We start from the raw sequence: 18,196 nt of genomic DNA, 5'->3' as shown, positions 1-18,196 counted from the left end.
TGACGCATGTGATGATGGCTTATGTTTATCAAGAGTTCATGGTGTTCAGGATAGAACATCGTCGATCACAACCTGTTAGAGATTTCGTAGGTAATCGGCCAATTTCAAAGGTTTAAATGGCTTGTGCAACACGTGATCGGCCCCTAATGCCCTAAGTTCTTGTTCGTCTTCAGGCGATGTTTTAGCAGTGCACATAACGATCTTGGCATTATTTTGGTTTTCTGCCGAGCGCGCAATGCGCAGCACTTCCGGTCCGTCCGGCCAAGGCATCATAACATCAAGGACTATAACGTCGAAGGGTTCAGCTTGGATGAGTTCGATGGCCTCTAGCCCACTCGGAGCGAAAACCGGATGGATGTCATCTTCGAAGTCTATCGCAATTTCTATAAGTTCGAGGATATCTGCTTCATCGTCAACGAAAAGAACCCTCATGCCGTCACTACCTTTTGGTTGGTCTCTAAACCGTGAAGTTTAAGCATAACATAGAACGTTGTTCCATGCGCCTCTGATGCCTCGCTGGCCATTTGAGATTGAAAAGTTATTGTACCGTCTTGACGTTCTACGAGTTGTTTTGTGATAGCCAATCCCAAACCGGTTCCGCTGGCCTGAATACCCCTTGCATGAAGGGGTTTTGCAAATCTATCGAAAATCTTGTCGCTTGCAGAAATCGGTATCCCTGGCCCGTCATCACTCACAAAAAACTCAACCATGCCATCCGATTGAGTTGCGCCAATGGTGACCGTTCCATTCATAGGGGAGTATTTGATAGCGTTCGAGATCAGGTTCGAGAAAATCTGCTGCATACGATCCGGATCAGCGAGGATTATACCCGCCTCTGTTGGTCGACGGACCAGAGAAACTTTAAAACGAACCCCATACCCTGAATTTATTTCGACGGCCTCGTCCAATGCCTCGTCGATTGAAAGCGGTACTGACCTCACGTTGAGTTGCCCCTGATCGATGGCTTGGAGGGTCAAAATGTCATTCACGAGAATAAGAAGTCGGTCTGCATTCCGCGAAGCCATTGCAACTAGCTTGTCCGCACCTACGGGTAAATCTTGTGAGAAACGTTGTTGAAGCATGTCAATGGCCCCCGAAAGGGACGTCAGTGGGGTTCTGAGTTCGTGATTGATTGAGGTCACAAAATTGGTCCGTGCAGCTGAAAGTCGTTGTTCGGCACTCACGTCCGTTAGTACGCAGTAAGCGATCTGCTGGCCGTTGGTCTCTAGCTTCATTACGCGACACTGCACCTGTTGTTCGTTGTCCTCTTCGCTCGCATGGGGGAGCACGAGTTGGTGGACGGCAAAGTCGCTTTCTATTTGCGAGAAGTCGGGCAGCTTTGAGCGAAGGTAGTTCACCGTCGTCTCATCATCCGTTTTTCGCAAAAACTCGCGGGCTTTTTTGTTGGAGCGCGCAAGTTTTCCATTTTCGTCGAATATTACAATCCCGTCGCCTACGTTTTCAAACACTGTGTCGAATTCACGTTGGGCGGCGCGGATTCGATTGGTGTGGTTTTGCAATCGCTCTAACCCATCCGCGAGTTGAAGCGATTTTGTATGCGATCCGATTCCCGCCCCAATTGCGGTGGCAAATAGGGTAATTGCAATGATGGAAAATACAGTTGTCCTCTGAGTAAACCCAGCCATTACGGCATCGCGATTTCGGGTGACATGGGCGGTCATCCCCAGAGAAGAGACGTTATTTGTCGCAATTATAACCTCTTCGGTTGAACCATCACGCGAAATAAAAGCGGCTTCGCCATTCGAAGCAAGGACACTCACTGCCATGTCCTCTGGGACGTCTTTTAAAGTCAGAAGATTTGAAAAATAGCTTTCGCCAAGCGAAGACACGACAACGCCGTGCACCAAACCAGAGCGTGAAACCAATGGCCAAGCGACTGGTGTAAGTCGACGGCCAGTGCCGCGCGCAATTATTGGGACACCAACGAAAAACTCACCGTGGGAAAGCTTAATGGCGCGTTGGAAATACTCCCGATCCGAAAGGTTCTGCCCAATAAGGGCCTCGGTCGTTGCCCAGGCCACATTTCCGGTTGGATCAATCAACACAACGCTGTCTATTTGTTCGATGCTATCAAGCGTATTGCGGATCATTTTGCCAGAGCGCGCTTCGATTGACTCCGTTGTTGTTAGCGGCAAGTACCCAATGCGGTTGATCATGTTCCACATTTGAACATTGGCAAGGGTAATTGAGGATTCTACGGATTGGCTAAAGAGTTCAGCAAAATAGGTTAGCTGAAACTCTGCTTCCGTTTGGGACCGCTTAGAATCCGCGCGAATCAGGAGAGTCATTGAAACAGCGAATAGCGTAACCAAAACAAGAATTAGACCCGCGAAGGACTTCCCCGAGCGAGGCGTGGGCGTGGTAGGATACTTCGTCTCATGTTTTCTGGACATTATTATTAATGCTGATCCTGTTCATTGACGACGGTCACAAGGCTGGATAGGCGATCCCTGCTTGCCGCATTAACCGCTTGAATCGCTTGGGCAAGGTTATTTGCGAGCGTTCCGCCGTTTGCAGGGGCAATAGCGGCACTGAGCGTTACTTGCGTTTTGCTCCATGTGTCAGTCAAGGTAAGGGCAGCGGCATCCACTGCATCTATAAATACTTTAGCGCGGCTTTCCAATTCACCTACCGTGGCGCCTGTGGCCGCGAGGCAAAACAAGTCATTATCCCAATGAACGAAGCTATCTCCTGCTGGGATGGCGACCTTTGCGACGGTTTTTGAAACTTGCCGGATAACGTCTGCGGCCTGAGAAGCTTGCAGATCGTTTTCCGGCTTAATATCGTCGATTTTCAGGACAACCATACCTGTCATTGCCCGCGTTTCAGCGTTCATAGAAAGAAAATCGGCCTGAAGGCTAGCCTTTGTGCCAACGACATCCCGAACATGCGGCGATACGTCGGCAGTTAAGGTGGATGCAGTCGTGCGGGAACCACGACGCTCGCCCGCCCGCCGCCGATCCATTTCGGACTTAAGGCGCAGACAGCTCCGCATACGTGCTTGGAGTTCGATTCTGTTAAAGGGTTTGGTCACATAGTCATTTGCGCCTGCCATAAAGGCGCGAGACAAGGATTCTATGTCCATGCGACTGGTCAACATGATGATGGGAATATCGCGCCATGCATCGATCACACGAATTCGTGCGCAAAGCTCAATTCCATCCATCTCTGGCATCATGATATCAAGCAGAATGAGGTCAGCGGATGCTGGGCCTTTTTCGAATGAGCTGAGGGCTTCGCGCGGACTCATAAAGCCTACAACATCATTAAACCCTAATTCGGCAAGGTTAATGCGGATGAACTCCTGAGCGATATCAGAGTCGTCTACAGCGATTATGCGTTGATTCATTGCGATATCCTCACGGTTTAGTCCTTTCAAATACCCGCCATCGGGCATTCTGAAAAACTTCTTTATACTGCACCAATTGATCGGTCAAAAGTTCGGGGTATCTACGCAAAATCCGGTCGGTGACCACGGCCAGATTTGCCGAGTTCTGAACCAAAACGTAATTCGCGCGCAGTATCCCGCCCTCCAATGCCCAATCATATACCGTTTGTCCTGAAACGATGAGCTTCTGCATATCACCAATTGCAGGAACTATCTCAGGATTTCTTTCGATATCTACAAGGATACCATCTTTTGTCGCCAGAAACGTTACGACATCTTTAGTCAAATTTGCATTCACGAGTTTTTTGCCTTGCATAGCTGCGACCCAAGCAGAAGTTTCGCCTTCTGGCCCAACTCGGAAGGAAAACGTCGATAGCAGCAATCCGAGCGCCAAAAGCGAGATGATTATGGGTTCACGCAGGGAAAATTTCGGCCAATGCCGAATGGCGACTGCGACCACTGCGAGCATCGGAGCGATGGCCAATGCTGGGTCTGCTTCCACGTGAAAGAATGTGTTGAGAAAATAGGCGCTGAGGATCGTCGCAAAGGACGCAATGAGCGGCATAAAATACCGCATGATGAAAATATTTCGGAAAATTGCCACGAGGGCAATCGGGGTCAAGCCAAGCAAAACTATAATATGTCCCCAAACCGAGATTTCTATGGGATCTTCGGTTAAAAGCGGTACGAGCGATGAATTGAAAATTTTGCTAACAAATAACAAAGACAAAGCCGCTGCGACGACTGGGTAAAACATAGCAATGAGGTAGCCGGTCGATGAAGCAACAAGCATGCTGGGGCGGGCAGCGACGATCATGAAAGGCATAGCGCCAAGACAGATCAACACTCCATAGCTGTTGGACATCGAAACAATAAGTAACCCTACAGCAACCTTCATCATATCAGGCGCATTCCCGGTCAGGCGCAGGTTGATGATGCCGCGCGCGAAGATCCAAGTGCCGATCATCGTTAGAATATTCTCGGGCCCATCTGCGAGACTACGTAGGAAAAATGGGTTTAAAGCTAATAATGCAACAGCAAGATAGCTGGTAAAGGCAGAAACGCCACCGTTGAAACGCAGGCTCCCAAACCACATAATGAGGGTTAGTGTGCCAAGTCCCGCCGAGATTAAAAACGGTGTTGGGACGCTCGTTCCTCCAGTTAGCCACTGCAGGGCGATCGTTAGCATAAAGGGTAGGGGCGGAAAGAAGGCGTCTGTTGCGTTGAATGTAGAGGCGCCGTCCACCTCGATGATTGCTTTGGCCCAAAGGGTTGTGACACGAGAGGCCACAAACCCGTTTGCTTCGGCCCAAGCCAAGGTTGCCAAAAGCACTAAGAATAGCGCGACAAAGGCGATGATATGTCCAACGAGGCGGTTCATCGAACGCTTCCCTCAGCTTCAAGACTGGCTTCGGCGACCTCGTCTGCTGTGAATTTCGAGAGGCCGTGTTCGGTTTTTTCCCAGTAAAACGGATTGAAGATCAGTTGCGACAATGCCTTGTAGGACGCGATGGTCATCAACACCCAATACCCGACAACCGTAATTCCCCACGGGGCCAAATCGGTCCAGCGTCGCCGGAAGGGCGCAACCATCGTGAGGTAGATTAACAGTCCATTTCCAGCCAACAAGTTGAGCAGCGACAAATAGAGCACCGGTAGCGGAAAGTAGGGCGATATGACATCAGCGCCGAACACCATCCAGATCCCGAAAATTGTCCAGAACAAAGGATTTAGGAGGCCAGACATAAAAGTCCCGCCGATAAAAAATAAGAAACCAAGCACACCGGCCGTTCCGATGGAACGCCACAGATGAACAGGTCGCCGACTGTGCACCAAAAATGTTTGCATGTAGCCTTTGACCCACCGAGAGCGCTGGCGAATCCAGTTAGGAATCGAAACGTTCGCCTCTTCAAAAGTCGTAGAATCGATGACGCCAACGCGATAGCCTTTTTGGGTCAAGCGGATTCCCAGGTCGGCGTCCTCCGTCACATTAAACGGATCCCATGCATTTAATTCTCGCAGAACATCCATCCGAAAGTGATTAGACGTTCCACCCAACGGAATCGGCACTCCCAGTCGCTCTAACCCAGGAAGCATCAAGTCAAACCAAAGTGAATAATCTAGCGTAAACATACGGGTAAGCCAGTTTTCGCGCGCATTGTAATAGTTCAAGCGGCATTGAATGCAGGCCGTATTCTTTGGCGATTGGTTGAACGCCGCCACCACCTTCTTAAGTTGGTCGGGCTCTGGCTTGTCCTCGGCATCAAAAATTACAAGAAAATCGCCCTGTGAATATCGCAGAGCAAAGTTACAGGCTTTTGGTTTTGTTTGGGGGTGCGAGGCGGGCACGCGGATGATTTCGAACACCGCTTCAAGATCAAGTTTACGGGCTGCATCGATCGTTTCGTGATCGCCTTCCTCAAGAACGATTTTGATGTCCAGTTTTGCCAAGGGATAGTCTAGATCCCTCAAGGCCTTCGTCAAAATTGGTAGGACCTCGGGTTCGCGGAACATTGGAACCAAGACAGTATAAACGGGCAGGTCTTCGTCCCGCAGCAAGGCCGCTTCAGCGGCGATCGCTTGCGAGGAGCTTTCTTGTGCCGCACCACCAACCCACACGAGAATAGCCTTGAACAGGAAATTTCCGGTATAAAATAGGGTAAGGAAGACGTTTATAACGATCAGCGTAACAACTGGCGCAAAGGCCAGCCCGAGCAAAAACGCTGAGAGTACCAAATAGATCACCAGCACTTGTGGCGGGGTAACCACCTGCTGGGCTGACATTTCGGGATCGATCTCTGCTAAAGCGAACACTGCTTCGTGCGAATGTTGCTCACGAAAAGCACGCTGGAGTGACCAAGATAAATCGAAAGGCGAGGCCACAACAATTTCTACGTCACGGCCATAGGTATCCTGAATATGCAGCAAAGTCGCAGGACCAGGACGAGAAGTGGCGATAGTCAAAACGCCATCTTTGACCCCAATTGGAACGGCCATTTGATCATTCATCATGCGCGGGTCGTATTTGCGGATGAGCGCGTCATCGGCGCGATTCTCGACCAAGTTGATCAACGGCAAGTCATAGTGAAGTGCAAGCTGGGTATAGAGTTGGGCGGATGTCAGCCAACGGCGCGCCTGCAGGACTTTTACAAGCGACACGTTCCAACTAATGGCAAGTTCTTCCGCTGCATCAAGCTGGTCGGGGCTTAAGAGGCCCCGTTCCAACAAGAGTGTTCCGATAGCTTCGCTTTCGGCGTCGAGTAACATCGCGCTTACGCCTCAGAAGAGGGAGGCGACCGACGGCTTCGGTAAAGTTTCTGGAATACAATCAACACAAGTAGGGTGAGAATGATCCATAGCCCACCTACGATCCATGGGCGATACTGATTGAGGATTTGCACCCAATTTGTTTGATCTGGGTAAACCACTTCAAGCAAGGAATTGCCTGAAGTCGAGGTGGCAACGATCACGCCTTCCGCCCCAATTAAAGCCAAATTTCCTCGGTCAAGTACAAGCGGCATATCGGCGGAAAGCGCCGGAGCCTCCCCCTCGCCAGGCCGCAACCAAAGCCCGTGCACCCCGTTACGTGACACGATCTGGGCGATTCCAAGGCGCGACAAAGCTTCGCCATCAAACATAATATTTCCATCGCGATCGCGAATTTCGATACGACCTTTATCCAAAGTAATTAGAGGATTGGCATCGCTGGGATTGGCATTTGACACAATCATAAATGGTGTACTGGCATCTATGTCGGCAAGTGTGTTGCGTGGAATAATTGGCGCTTGATCAGGGATCATTGATCCCGCCACCCCACCGAGCCAAGGCATAAGCTCGGCATAGGTTTGCTCAATATCGGCTCCAACAACAACTTGGACTCCGCCCGTAAAGGCTTGCCGAAGCTCAAAGAAGTTGTCGCCTGTATCATCGGTATCAATTAAAGTCAGCTTACTGCCAGGCAACACTTGCACCGGATAACCTTGGGGCTTGAAACGGCACTCGCCGCCAGAAGCCTGACGTTGGATGGAAATGCGAAGAAGGTTGTCACGGCTAACCAAACCGCTTGGAACTGCGAATTTCAAGTACTCAGGACGGCCCTTGTCGAGCGGATAATTCCCCAGTAGTACATCGTTTAGATAGACTGAGGCCGTCGCCCCGTGCCCTTCCGGGTCAAGGGCCGCAGCAACTACAAGTTCTACGCCGCCGACTGTTTTACCGGCAGGGAAATCAGATGATTGAAACGGAATTTGGAATTGCGACGAAGAGATAACCTGTTGCGCTTGCAGATCAGCGCCCAAACTCGCGAAACTAAGCGTGTTTGCATCTGAAGACGGGGTGTCGATGGCTTGAGTAACGCTTGTTTTCGCACCTGTCAGGCCTGACCAAATCGTTGAAAGTTGCCAAAGACCAAGCTGAGGGTCAGTGCCCCGAACAAGGAGTTCTGGTTGTGGCCCGGTGTTAAGGACTTCCATCTCGCTTGCAGGTCCAGAAGTGGTGACCTCCAAGGCAATGGCGCCCGTTTCCCACACTTGCGAACCAACGGGTTCTGGCGTTGTAACAAAGCTAACCGCGCCAGTCTCGGCGCCAAACAAGGTCGCGCCGCGAATGGCCCCGGCAAGACCTGCCTGAGAATTACTTTCGGGCAATTGTATATAGACTTGTGAAGGTCGGAAGCTGTTGAATTCACGGGGAGTTGAGATATCCGCAGAGTTCAAATCCAAAGACAAGCCGGAGTCAGGTGAAACCTGCAGGAAATCGCCAGAAGCGCGCTCGTCGACACAAATGTAGTCCGAGAATGCGCCGGAATATGCGAACTTAACCGCGACAAAACCGCCGCTAACATCCTGAGGTTGGATATCAATTAATAGCGACAAGTTTCCGCCTTCGACGGGCAATCCTGTGGAAGACGCGATACGATCCCCGACAGACACTTGCAAATAGCGTTCAACATTGTTGGTCGCGCCATGCGACACATCCAACATTAATTGGCCTGCGCGGATAGGTCGGCTGTTGAGAACGGGAAAATAGACCGTTGTTTCGCCCGACAATTGGCGGAAAGCCACACCGTCTTTAAAGCCAAGATCGCGTAGAGATGTTTGTCGAATCAAGACACCCTCCGCCTCGAGATTAAGGGAAGGCGCTACGGGTTCTGTTCCAGAATTCTGCGCAGTTTGGGCATATGCACCAAGGCTCAAAAGGCAAAAAGAGGCTGTAAGCAGCAGAGAGTTTTTCATGTACATCAGCATTCTTCTTTCAATCGAGTTCCTATCGCACGGGTTTGCGCAATAACAGCCATGGTTTCTGTCTTTTCATCTGGGGTGAGCGCACGATTAAGCTTATCAGCGTTTTCTGCAATGACAACGGCAGTGCGTATTTCCCAGGAAATCTCAGTAAGTTCAAGCATAGCAAAACTTCCTGACATGTCATGCAGTAATCGGTGCAATTTGCGCGGATGGTTTTCCCCACCGGTGCTCTCGCTTTCTGCGTCAATTACTTGGATGATGGCGTCAAGTCGGCCATCCAAACTACAAATAAAGCGTTTTCGCATCTCTGTAACACGGGTTTCGTATTTTGAGGAAGGTGCTCCGTCTGTCATTCTCGTTTCCGCCTTTATTTCCATCGTTCTAATGTACTAATTTTCTGATCGGCCAAATGTTCCTCCTACACGCCAAGATTTTAACAAGACGGGAAGCACTCGTGAGAGTATCTGTCAATTACTTCAAAATAAAAGGCTTTGAGACCGGAGTGGGGTTCCATAGTTTACTGGCCATTAGTATCGGAAACAAAAATATTTACACCCCGTTGATCAACTCGGTCGACATTTGAGAAAATCGGTAACCGTTTGATCTTGCACAATGATGCCAGCTCGAACGCTAGTCCAGAAACCTTCACAAAAAGTTAACTATCTTTGAGAGTTTTGGCAATCAGTCAAGTACCCCGCTACCCGAAGCTGTTGTTCCGTGAGCGTTAGGGAAAGCCTCGGGCTTGAGCGAGTTCACGCGCGGCCTCAAATCGCCGCTCGGCATCCTCCGAATACCCCGCCAGCCTTGCTTCCCAAGCTTCGATCATCTCCGCCCACGCGGCCGAAGCCTTTGCCGCGGCATTTTTTCTGAATCTGTGTGCAAGCTCACCCAGACGGTTTGGCGAGGCTCTACTGACGAGAACCGCTGCGGAACGCGTTTTCGGATATAATACAGGAACAATTTGGCTGGACAGTAAGCAACTTCCAAGAACCGAAAAACAAAACTACCCGACACAAAAATCTGAAAAAATCATTGGCAAAATTATTGAAATCGGGTCCAAGCTGGGTGACCTTGTTTTTGATTGCTTCATGGGGTCTGGGACTACCCCAGCTGTCGCAATGAAAATGGGTCGTCGATTTTTAGCAGCAGCCATCAATTTAGGATCAGTTGGGACGACCACGAAGCGTATCAACGATTTGCTTGCAACAAACCGTTTGGCGTCAAAATCAATGGATTTTGGGGATGATGACAATTCGTTGGCTGGCTTCGAGGTCTACAACGTCAACAACTATGACATCTTCCGTAACCTTGTCGAAGCCAAGGAACTGATAAAAGAGGCCATGGAACTTCAACCGTTGCCGACCAGCAGTGTATTCGATATGACCTGATCCGCTAAAACTCCTCCAGATTTGTGTAGAGTCCGCCCAACAAAAGGACGGACAAATGAAGGCACGATTTACGGACGAACAGATTATTGCGATGATCAAGGAACAGGAATCTGGCGAGAAGACTGCTGATGTCTGTCGGCGGCACGGGATCCATTGGCTGGCAGGTTAATGCATAGCATTGACCGAGAAGCAGTTCAGCGACGTTTTACAAATACAAATCGAAGTATGGCGGGATGGAACCTTCTGACGCGAAGCGGCTGAGAGCTTTGGAAGACGAGAACGGTAAGCTGAAGAAGCTGCTGGCCGAGCAGATGCTGGAGCGTGACTTTGTCCGCCATTGGTCTGAGGACAATCACTTTTGAACAAATAGCTAGTTTGCAGTGATGTCGATATCTCCTTGCCCAGTGAATTATGATTTAGATAATCGCGGATTGCAGCAAGAAGTAAGTAGGTCGTTGTCAATCTTTGCTGGCCGTCAACAACACTAGCTCGTTGATAGACTTACTCTCAATAGCCACAATAGTTCCCAGAAAGTACTCTGACCCGTTTCTGTACGCGGCTTCCAAATCAGAGAACAGTTGCCCGACTTCGTCTTCTGTCCATGCATAGTCTCGCTGGTGCGGTGGGATGGATAACGAATAATCTGAAAAAATTTTAGCAATACCGATATCGTCAAAGTCGAAGGTTTTCATATTGGTCTCTCTCTATAGATTCGATTTGGACGGCAACGGTTTCTCTGCAACTGTGTCTGCGACTGGCGAAGATTACAATACGGGAGTCTTGCACCAAGCTGACTTGCAGAAATTTCTGGCCTAATTGCACTGAGTCGCCTGAGCCAAATTGAGAACAGAAGATACTTAAAGCAACTCTTTGATTTTAGTTTGGATGGCCATGATTTGCTCTTGGTTACAAGCGTAATTGGTAATAGTGTGTGTGGTGGGCGTGTGTGGTAAATGTGTGTGGCATGCCTTCGCCATTCGCCACCAAGTATCTGAAATAAAACAATAAATGGGATTGAAGGGTTGGTGGCGGAGACGAAGTCCGACAAAAATCACCATATAAATAATTTTATATTTATATATCAAATGCTTATAAAATCTGCGTGCAGCAATTTGTGCAGCAAAATGTATAGCAAATCGGGGGGCCAACTTAGCATGAAATCTGATATCCTCAACACACTAATTGTCGCGCGACCGCAATTTGGAAACCCGCAATGCGCCGCGAAATTCGAGCGTTCATTCTGTCAAATAAGAGTGACCCAAGCTTTAGCGCAGAACTTCGTGGCTTGGTCGAAACCGATATTCGCTACGCGACTGCATTGTTCGAAGCCCCCGCCACGCTTTAGGGTATGGCTTCCGAACGCTTGAGCACCCTTCGCCTACATGGCGCGATAGCCCATGCGCCCGAAGCTTCGGAGCGTGTCCGCCTTGCGCACGAAGCCGCCGAACTTGCCGGCGTTGCCGCCGAAGTCCCGCGTTCGTTCTGCGACGGTAATATGGAACAGGGCATGGCAACGCATGTTGACGTAAACCTAAGTTCGGGACGTAGACAACTTCTAGGCATAAAAAACGGCGACGCTCGGGAGGAGGTGAGCATCGCCGTTTTGCTTTTGCGCCTCGCCACTGGGAGGAGGAGAGTGGGTCGGCGCGGTTCACGTTAGATATCAGGGAGGAGCGATATCTTTCGGAATAGTTGAGGCTTTCGCCTTGGAAATGCGACCTCTAGCACTTGGGGGAGGATAAGTGCTTAAGGTCTATCGTATCCGACCCAGGCAGGAGAAGGTCATCGGCTGTTCTTTTTGGAGAGTTGCTCCAGATAGGTGCGGCGACCTCTGGGAGGAGGTAAATATCACCGCTCTTTACTCTGACCTAGGGAGGAGAAGATCAGATTAAGAATTCTTATTTATAAGCAGCTTCAAGCGCGATATCGCTGATCATGGAGCGGTTCATGCCCAGATCGGCAAGGTCACGGCCGGAAAGAGCGTTCAACTCATTGAAGGTTGCACAGTACACTTTGTACTGTTCATGGCGCTCCACGAGCCCTTTGTAGGCTGCGATGATGCGATCTAGAATGCCAGTTTCTGCGGCGCGGATGTCTGTTGCAAATGCCATTGGCTTGCCTCACTTGAATTTTCTGCTGCGCCGGATTGCGCTAACATGATTGGATATGGGGGCAATGCTGCGGATACACAATAAGGCTTGCCGTCAATGCTGCCATGCAGCAAGCGCAAGGCTGTGCCATCAGCACCGTTCTAGGGGAATGCCTGCTCAGTTGTGGATCACGGATTAGTTTGTAGTCACATGCTGTATTTCGACATATCTGATCTCCTTGTGTTGAATATCAGCAGACTACAAATCGAAGCTTACGTCAGTTTCCTAATTTCGGGGGGTGGCTCAGTTTTACGAGTGCCTGATGATGCGCACGACTCGAGGCTTCCGCTTCCAGTTTGGGTTTTAGAATCTTTTGGGGCCGTTAAATAGCTCCGTCACTTTTGCCTAGAAACCGGTTCATTGTTGCGCCTAAATGTAAGTCCATGGCTGCACGCGCCGCTTTGGAATTGTGTGATGCTATCGCTTTTATGATTTGCCGATGCTCGATAAATACGCGCCGAGAGGCGTCCGTTAGGGGGACTTCTCTCAGGCTCCGGCCAATTTCATAGCAAACCTGCATTGGAGCGCGAAGGCTTTGCATCGCCGCCACATAGTAGGGGTTTTGCGTAGCTTGTGCGATACAGATATGCACCTCGAAATCGGCGTCAAATTGTGACCCCTCAGTTATTTTCTCCGACAGAAAGTGGTTGGCCGTTTCAATTCTGTGAATAGCAGCCTCGGTGGCGCGTTCGGCGGCCTCACCGGCCATGGCGACTTCTAGGCCATACCTGAATCGAATGCAGTTTTCCACGTCGGCAATGCTGCTGACATCGAGTTCAATAAAAGTCGCTTTAGCATCCGTTTCGCTTGCTTGCACATAGTTTCCAGAGCCGCGCCGGGAGACGACGCGCTCTTCTCGGCGCATGATTTCTAGCGCGCGCCGCAGGGCTGGGCGAGAAATACTAAGCGTTTTTGCCAAGGCTTCTTCCGGAGGAAGTTTCCCCCCTTCGCGCCACCTTGGATGGTCAATCATGGTGCGCAACTTGCGGGTGGCTAGTTCGGTTAATTGGTCGTTCATAGGAAAGCTCAATTGGTTAATTGTAGCGAATATTAGTTTAATCCAGTTCTAATATTTGTCTACACAATAATCAACTTATTGTTTTTACTATATTAAAATATAATTAGAAAACCCATATTGACTTGCATCCACCTCTATTCAACAACTTGCGGAATGTAGGCCCAAACTGAATTCAAGGGATGGATCGCTTGAGGAGGCATCCGCCTGGATTTTAAGAAACGAAATAAAAGTGGAGGAATATATCATGAATAATATCGTAAAAACAGTTGTCGGAGCTATGCTCATGGCGTCGGTGTCATCCGTGGCTTTGGCCGAAACGTTTCCGAGCAAACCAATCACGATCGTTGTGCCGTATGGAGCGGGTGGCAGCACAGATAGTTTCGTTCGCGCCCTCGCTGCCCCGTTGGCAAAAGCTTTCGATACGGACATTGTTGTTAAGAATGTTTCTGGTGGCGGTGGTGCCGTTGGAACGATGCAAACACTGACTTATGACGCTGACGGATACACGGTAACTATTCCAAATAACGCGTTTTATACCCTCCAAGGGATGGGGAACGTTAATTTCACAACGAACGATTTTGACTATATCGCACGTGTAGTGACGGAGCCTTATGTCCTAACAATTGCGACCAAGCCAGAATGGTCGGACATTGACGCATTCGTTGCCTCCGCACGCGAGGAGCCAGTAACACTGGGGTTTGCGGGCGTTGGGTCTTCGACACATATCATGACGATGGCCATTTCGCAGGCGCTTGGTTTTGAACCAAAGTTTATCCCGTTTGATGGGGATGCTGCGGCTGTTGCTGCTGCACTTGGCGGCCACATTGATGGGGTTGTTTTGAGCCCATCGGGCGTGGCGTCTGCATTGGCAAAAGGCGATCTGACCGCGATTGGTGCAACGGGTGCTTCGGCGCTTATGCCGGATGTACCGCTCTTTGCGGACAAAGGGTACGATATCGATACACTTCAGTATCGCGGGATTGCTGCTCCGGCTGGTTTGTCCGCCGAAGTTAAAGCTGCTTGGGTTCAAGCCATCGAGGTTGCCGTTCAGGACAAAGGTTTCCAAACTGCCGCGCACAACCTTGGACTTGACGTGAATCCAGCTTACGGAACTGAACTGGATGAATTTATCGCAGCGGGTTCCGGTCTCATGATCGAAATTACAAAAACCGTCGCACCAAAATAAATTAGGTGCACACCTCCAGACCGTTGCGTAGCGGTCTGGAGATTTCGGGAGAAATACATGATCAACAGCCGTATCCTATTCAACCTCACACTTCTCGTCTCTAGCGCGCTTGGATTTGTCATGGCGCGCGATTTGCCTCCGGCGTTTTCGCCCGGACAGATTGGGCCAGGGTTTTTCCCGACCATCGTTGCGGCGCTCGGTGTGCTGGCGATGATTGCGATTTTAATTAACGATTTGCGAAGTACAGAGGCAGCCGCGCCCAATCCTATTGGAAAAAAAGCAGGGCTAGGGGCCATCGCAATTGTCGGCTTGCTGGTTGGCTACATTCTGCTCATCGCGCCGCTGGGATTTCGGATTTCAACGGCCTTGTTCCTCTTCTTTGGAATACTGGTGTGCAGTCTGACAATGTCCACAGATCAAACCGACCGATTGCTTGCGGCCAAGCCCATTGGGATTGCAGCATTAACGGCGATCGTGATCACCCTCGTTACGTACTCAATTTTCACATATGGCTTCGGCTTAAACCTAACGTGACCCTATGAATGTATACTTAGACTCAATTCTTCTTCTCGCCGATCTTCGGGTCGTGATGGCAATTGCAGCAGGGACCATTTTGGGGCTGGTCATGGGCGCGTTGCCCGGTTTGACCGCCGCTATGGCCATCGCGCTTTTGATCCCTCTGACGTTCGGGATGCCCCCTATTGTTGGCATCGGAATGCTGTTAGGCGGTTTCTGCGGCGCGGTTGCTGGTGGCGCAATTCCCGCTATTTTACTCGGTATTCCAGGAACGCCATCATCGGTGGCGACCACGCTTGATGGGTTCCCGATGGCGCGGGGCGGGCGAGCAGGGCGCGCACTTGGGATTGCGATTTCTTCGTCATTTGTTGGTGGTATGATCGGCGCCATTCTCCTCTTTCTTGTGGCCCCACCGATTGCGAAATTCGCGCTCAAGTTTGGTCCTGCCGAATTCTTTTCCCTCGGTATCTTTGGCCTCGTCATCATTGCGTCAGTTTCAGGTGGCTCCGTCCTAAAGGGGCTCGCCGCGGGGCTTCTTGGTTTGTTTCTTGCTACGGTCGGCTCTGATCCAATTACGGGTGTTCTGAGGTTCACGGGTGGCCAACCCGCGCTCATCACAGGTATTGCCTTGCTTCCCGCCCTTATTGGTTTGTTCGCCGTTGGCCAAGTTTTACAGGACCTCACCAGCGTGCGAAGCGAGAATAAGGATGCAGGCGGCGCAAAGGACATCGCCAATGCGAAGCCCTATTGGGGCGTGTTGTGGAAAGCCAAACGCATCGTTGCGGGCTCATCCCTCATTGGCACAATCGTCGGCGCAATTCCCGGTGCCGGGGGCTCAATCGCGTCTTTCCTCGCCTATGATCAAGCAAAGCGATTTTCCAAGACACCAGAAGCGTTTGGTACGGGGCATGATGAGGGGCTTGTCGCGTCCGAAACCTCCAATAACGCGATGGCGGGGGGGCCCTTATTCCGGTTCTCACTCTTGGGGTCCCTGGCGAAGTGGCAACTGCGGTGCTTATGGGTGGGTTGACCATTCAGGGTGTGCGTCCGGGACCGGCGTTGTTTGATCAACAAGCGACCATAGCCTATGGCATTTTCTTTGCTTACTTTTTGGCCAACATTTTCATGTTTTTGATCCAACTTTTTGGCATCAAAATATTTGTCCGCGTCCTGCGCGTTCCGCCCAAGTTCCTTACACCGTCCATTCTGATGTTCTGTGTGATCGGCGTTTTTGGGGTGAACGGCAACTTTTTTGAATTGTGGCTGATGCTCGGATTTGGCGTGCTTGGGTTTTTCCTCACGCGGTTTGGCTTTGGTACGGCGCCCGTAATTTTGGGGCTTATTCTTGGCTCGCTCGTTGAATCCAATCTTCGGCGCGGCATGTTGATTTTTGATGGCGATTGGACCCAGTTCTTGACCCGCCCAATTAGTGCCACTCTCCTTTTACTCTCTGCAGTTCTCTTGGGGTTGGTGTTGTTTCAACGACGTAATGACGGGGCACGCGCCCCAAACGAGGCTCAGTAAATGACCAAAACTTACGAAGAACTCCGCTCCGCTCGCTGGATGGCACCTGATAACCTTCGCGCTTTCGGGCATCGGTCTCGGGCACGGCAAATGGGGCATGGACCCGAGGATTGGGAGGGCAAACCCGTTATTGCCGTCATCAATACGTGGTCTGAGGCACAGCCCTGTCACATGCACTTTCGCGACCGCGCCGAATTTGTAAAGCGCGGTATTCTTCAGGCGGGAGGCTTCCCGATGGAATTGCCCGCCCTGTCGCTTTCTGAATCCTTCGTGAAACCTTCGACTATGTTGTATCGCAACATGCTTGCCATGGAAGTCGAGGAGTTGTTACGGTCGCATCCCGTGGATGGCGCGGTTTTGATGGGAGGGTGTGACAAGACCACGCCCGCCTTGATTATGGGTGCAATCAGTATGAATTTGCCGTTCATCTTTATGCCCGCAGGACCGATGCTGCGCGGCAATTATGCAGGCAAAGTGCTTGGGTCTGGAACGGACAGTTGGAAGTACTGGGACGAGCGGCGCGCCGGAAATCTCTCCCAGCAGGAATGGCAGGGCGTTGAGGGCGGTATCGCACGCAGCTATGGGCATTGTATGACGATGGGCACAGCCAGCACGATGACGGCGATTGCGGATTCAATGGGCCTTACTCTTCCGGGGGCGTCGTCTATTCCCGCGCCTGACGCGGGGCATCAACGCATGGCGGCGTCCTGTGGGCGGCGCGCAGTTGAGATGGTTTGGGAAGATTTGACCCCTGATCGCATTATCACACCCACCGCCGTTAACAATGCGGCAACCGTAGCAATGGCGACGGGATGTTCCACAAATGCGATCATCCACCTTGTGGCGATGGCCCAACGGGCGGGCGTTGATTTCAACCTCAAAGATCTGGATGCAATCGGCCGTGAAACACCCGTTATTGCCAATGTCCGCCCCTCGGGAGAAGGGTATTTAATGGAAGATTTCTTCTATGCGGGCGGGCTTCTGGCATTGATGGAGCAACTCGGCGACAAGCTCGATCATAGCGCTATTACCGTCACGGGGCGCCCCATCGGAGAGGCAATCGACGGAGCAGTCGTTTACAATGACGATGTCATCCGCCCGCTGGATAATCCGGTTTATCCCGAAGGATCGCTCGCGGTTTTGCATGGCAATCTTGCCCCCAGTGGCGCGGTGATTAAGCCCGCAGCCTGTGATCAAAAATTCCTGAAACATACGGGGCCTGCGCTGATTGCAAACAGCTATGCCGAGTTGAAAATCATTGTCGAGGATATCGATTATCCCATCACGCCTGACACGGTTCTAGTGTTGCGAAATGCAGGCCCTCAAGGTGGGCCCGGAATGCCGGAATGGGGCATGTTACCCATGCCAAAAGCGCTTTTGAAAAATGGCTATCGCGATATGGTGCGCCTCTCGGATGCGCGTATGTCGGGGACGTCCTATGGCGCTTGCGTGCTCCATGTCGCGCCGGAATCCTTTATCGGCGGCCCCTTGGCGCTGCTTGAAAATGGCGATTTGGTCACACTTGATGTTGAAAAACGATTACTGCAAATGGAAGTGTCGGACGAAGAGATCGCGCGTCGGCGCGCGGTATGGACGCCGCCCGAACCTCGGTACGAACGTGGCTTTGGGTATATGTATTCAAAGCACATCGAACAAGCTGACAAAGGGTGTGACTTTGATTTCCTGAAAACTGATTTCGGCAAGCCGGTAAGCGAACCAGAAATTAACTAGTTCAGAAGCCCATTTCCACAGTTGCGTGAAA

Annotated in this window: 16 protein-coding genes and 3 pseudogenes; 9 read left to right on the top strand and 10 right to left on the bottom strand. The window is 50.9% G+C overall.

Going from position 1 to position 18,196, the window contains the following annotated elements:
* Window positions 1–75: 75 nt before the first annotated feature.
* The 7 genes from RC74_RS03555 to RC74_RS03525 form a co-directional block, all read right to left on the bottom strand.
* Complete coding sequence (locus RC74_RS03555) at window positions 76–432, bottom strand: response regulator (RefSeq protein WP_039003012.1); 357 nt, start codon at window positions 430–432, stop codon at window positions 76–78.
* The gene (locus RC74_RS03550; RefSeq protein WP_169798710.1) at window positions 429–2,309 is read right to left on the bottom strand and encodes an ATP-binding protein; all 1,881 of its coding nucleotides are present in this window, start codon (window positions 2,307–2,309) and stop codon (window positions 429–431) included. The genes RC74_RS03555 and RC74_RS03550 overlap by 4 nt, the downstream gene beginning before the upstream one ends.
* A gap of 110 nt (window positions 2,310–2,419) precedes the next feature.
* Window positions 2,420–3,370, bottom strand: coding sequence for a response regulator (locus RC74_RS03545; protein WP_169798709.1), 951 nt, complete (start codon window positions 3,368–3,370; stop codon window positions 2,420–2,422).
* A gap of 10 nt (window positions 3,371–3,380) precedes the next feature.
* Window positions 3,381–4,790, bottom strand: a complete 1,410-nt coding sequence (locus RC74_RS03540) for a hypothetical protein (RefSeq protein WP_039003011.1) — start codon at window positions 4,788–4,790, stop codon at window positions 3,381–3,383.
* Window positions 4,787–6,676, bottom strand: coding sequence for a glycosyltransferase family 2 protein (locus tag RC74_RS03535; RefSeq protein WP_039003010.1), 1,890 nt, complete (start codon window positions 6,674–6,676; stop codon window positions 4,787–4,789). Before RC74_RS03535 ends, RC74_RS03540 begins: the two co-directional genes overlap by 4 nt.
* A gap of 5 nt (window positions 6,677–6,681) precedes the next feature.
* Window positions 6,682–8,517: a cellulose biosynthesis cyclic di-GMP-binding regulatory protein BcsB gene (locus RC74_RS03530; protein WP_169798708.1), complete on the bottom strand. Its 1,836-nt coding sequence runs from the start codon at window positions 8,515–8,517 to the stop codon at window positions 6,682–6,684.
* 131 nt (window positions 8,518–8,648) lie between these two features.
* The gene (locus RC74_RS03525; RefSeq protein ID WP_039003008.1) at window positions 8,649–9,005 is read right to left on the bottom strand and encodes a hypothetical protein; all 357 of its coding nucleotides are present in this window, start codon (window positions 9,003–9,005) and stop codon (window positions 8,649–8,651) included.
* Between the two features lie 468 nt (window positions 9,006–9,473).
* On the opposite strand from RC74_RS03525, the pseudogene RC74_RS23675 reads away from it, so the two are divergent.
* From RC74_RS23675 to RC74_RS03515, 3 genes and pseudogenes are all read left to right on the top strand, one after another.
* Window positions 9,474–9,746, top strand: a pseudogene (locus RC74_RS23675) (DNA methyltransferase); the annotation flags it as partial.
* Window positions 9,747–9,770: 24 nt separating this feature from the next.
* On the top strand, window positions 9,771–10,040 hold the full coding sequence (locus RC74_RS22860) for a hypothetical protein (RefSeq protein ID WP_039003007.1): 270 nt from the start codon (window positions 9,771–9,773) through the stop codon (window positions 10,038–10,040).
* A 55-nt stretch (window positions 10,041–10,095) separates the two neighbouring features.
* Window positions 10,096–10,360: pseudogene (locus tag RC74_RS03515) on the top strand (transposase); the annotation flags it as partial.
* Window positions 10,361–10,498: 138 nt separating this feature from the next.
* Here the strand turns inward: RC74_RS03515 and RC74_RS03510 are convergent.
* Entirely contained in the window at window positions 10,499–10,732 is a 234-nt protein-coding gene (locus tag RC74_RS03510) for a GmrSD restriction endonuclease domain-containing protein (protein WP_039003005.1), read from the bottom strand.
* 521 nt (window positions 10,733–11,253) lie between these two features.
* Between RC74_RS03510 and RC74_RS23370 the strand changes: the two genes are divergently transcribed.
* Both RC74_RS23370 and RC74_RS03505 read left to right on the top strand, forming a co-directional pair.
* Window positions 11,254–11,385: a hypothetical protein gene (locus RC74_RS23370; RefSeq protein WP_257722130.1), complete on the top strand. Its 132-nt coding sequence runs from the start codon at window positions 11,254–11,256 to the stop codon at window positions 11,383–11,385.
* Between the two features lie 3 nt (window positions 11,386–11,388).
* Window positions 11,389–11,700 carry a hypothetical protein gene (locus RC74_RS03505; protein ID WP_039003004.1) on the top strand — a complete coding sequence of 104 codons (312 nt, stop codon included), beginning with the start codon at window positions 11,389–11,391 and terminating at the stop codon, window positions 11,698–11,700.
* A 238-nt stretch (window positions 11,701–11,938) separates the two neighbouring features.
* On the opposite strand, the gene RC74_RS03500 is transcribed toward RC74_RS03505, so the two are convergent.
* Window positions 11,939–12,151, bottom strand: a complete 213-nt coding sequence (locus tag RC74_RS03500) for a YjiS-like domain-containing protein (RefSeq protein ID WP_039003002.1) — start codon at window positions 12,149–12,151, stop codon at window positions 11,939–11,941.
* Window positions 12,152–12,512: 361 nt separating this feature from the next.
* Window positions 12,513–13,208, bottom strand: a complete 696-nt coding sequence (locus RC74_RS03495; protein WP_052274918.1) for a FadR/GntR family transcriptional regulator — start codon at window positions 13,206–13,208, stop codon at window positions 12,513–12,515.
* A 244-nt stretch (window positions 13,209–13,452) separates the two neighbouring features.
* Between RC74_RS03495 and RC74_RS03490 the strand changes: the two genes are divergently transcribed.
* The 4 genes and pseudogenes from RC74_RS03490 (at window position 13,453) to araD (ending at window position 18,165) form a co-directional block, all read left to right on the top strand.
* Complete coding sequence (locus RC74_RS03490; protein ID WP_052274917.1) at window positions 13,453–14,394, top strand: tripartite tricarboxylate transporter substrate binding protein; 942 nt, start codon at window positions 13,453–13,455, stop codon at window positions 14,392–14,394.
* Window positions 14,395–14,451: 57 nt separating this feature from the next.
* Window positions 14,452–14,928 (top strand): tripartite tricarboxylate transporter TctB family protein, encoded by a 477-nt coding sequence (locus tag RC74_RS03485; protein WP_039003001.1) that lies wholly within the window; start codon window positions 14,452–14,454, stop codon window positions 14,926–14,928.
* 4 nt (window positions 14,929–14,932) lie between these two features.
* Window positions 14,933–16,434 (top strand): annotated as a pseudogene (locus RC74_RS03480) (tripartite tricarboxylate transporter permease).
* Entirely contained in the window at window positions 16,435–18,165 is a 1,731-nt protein-coding gene (gene araD / locus RC74_RS03475) for an L-arabinonate dehydratase (RefSeq protein WP_039002998.1), read from the top strand. It begins immediately after the preceding pseudogene.
* The last annotated feature ends 31 nt before the right edge of the window (window positions 18,166–18,196 follow it).

This window comes from Falsihalocynthiibacter arcticus (genome assembly GCF_000812665.2).
GTDB lineage: Bacteria > Pseudomonadota > Alphaproteobacteria > Rhodobacterales > Rhodobacteraceae > Falsihalocynthiibacter > Falsihalocynthiibacter arcticus.
This window is presented reverse-complemented; position numbering and strand designations above follow the sequence as displayed.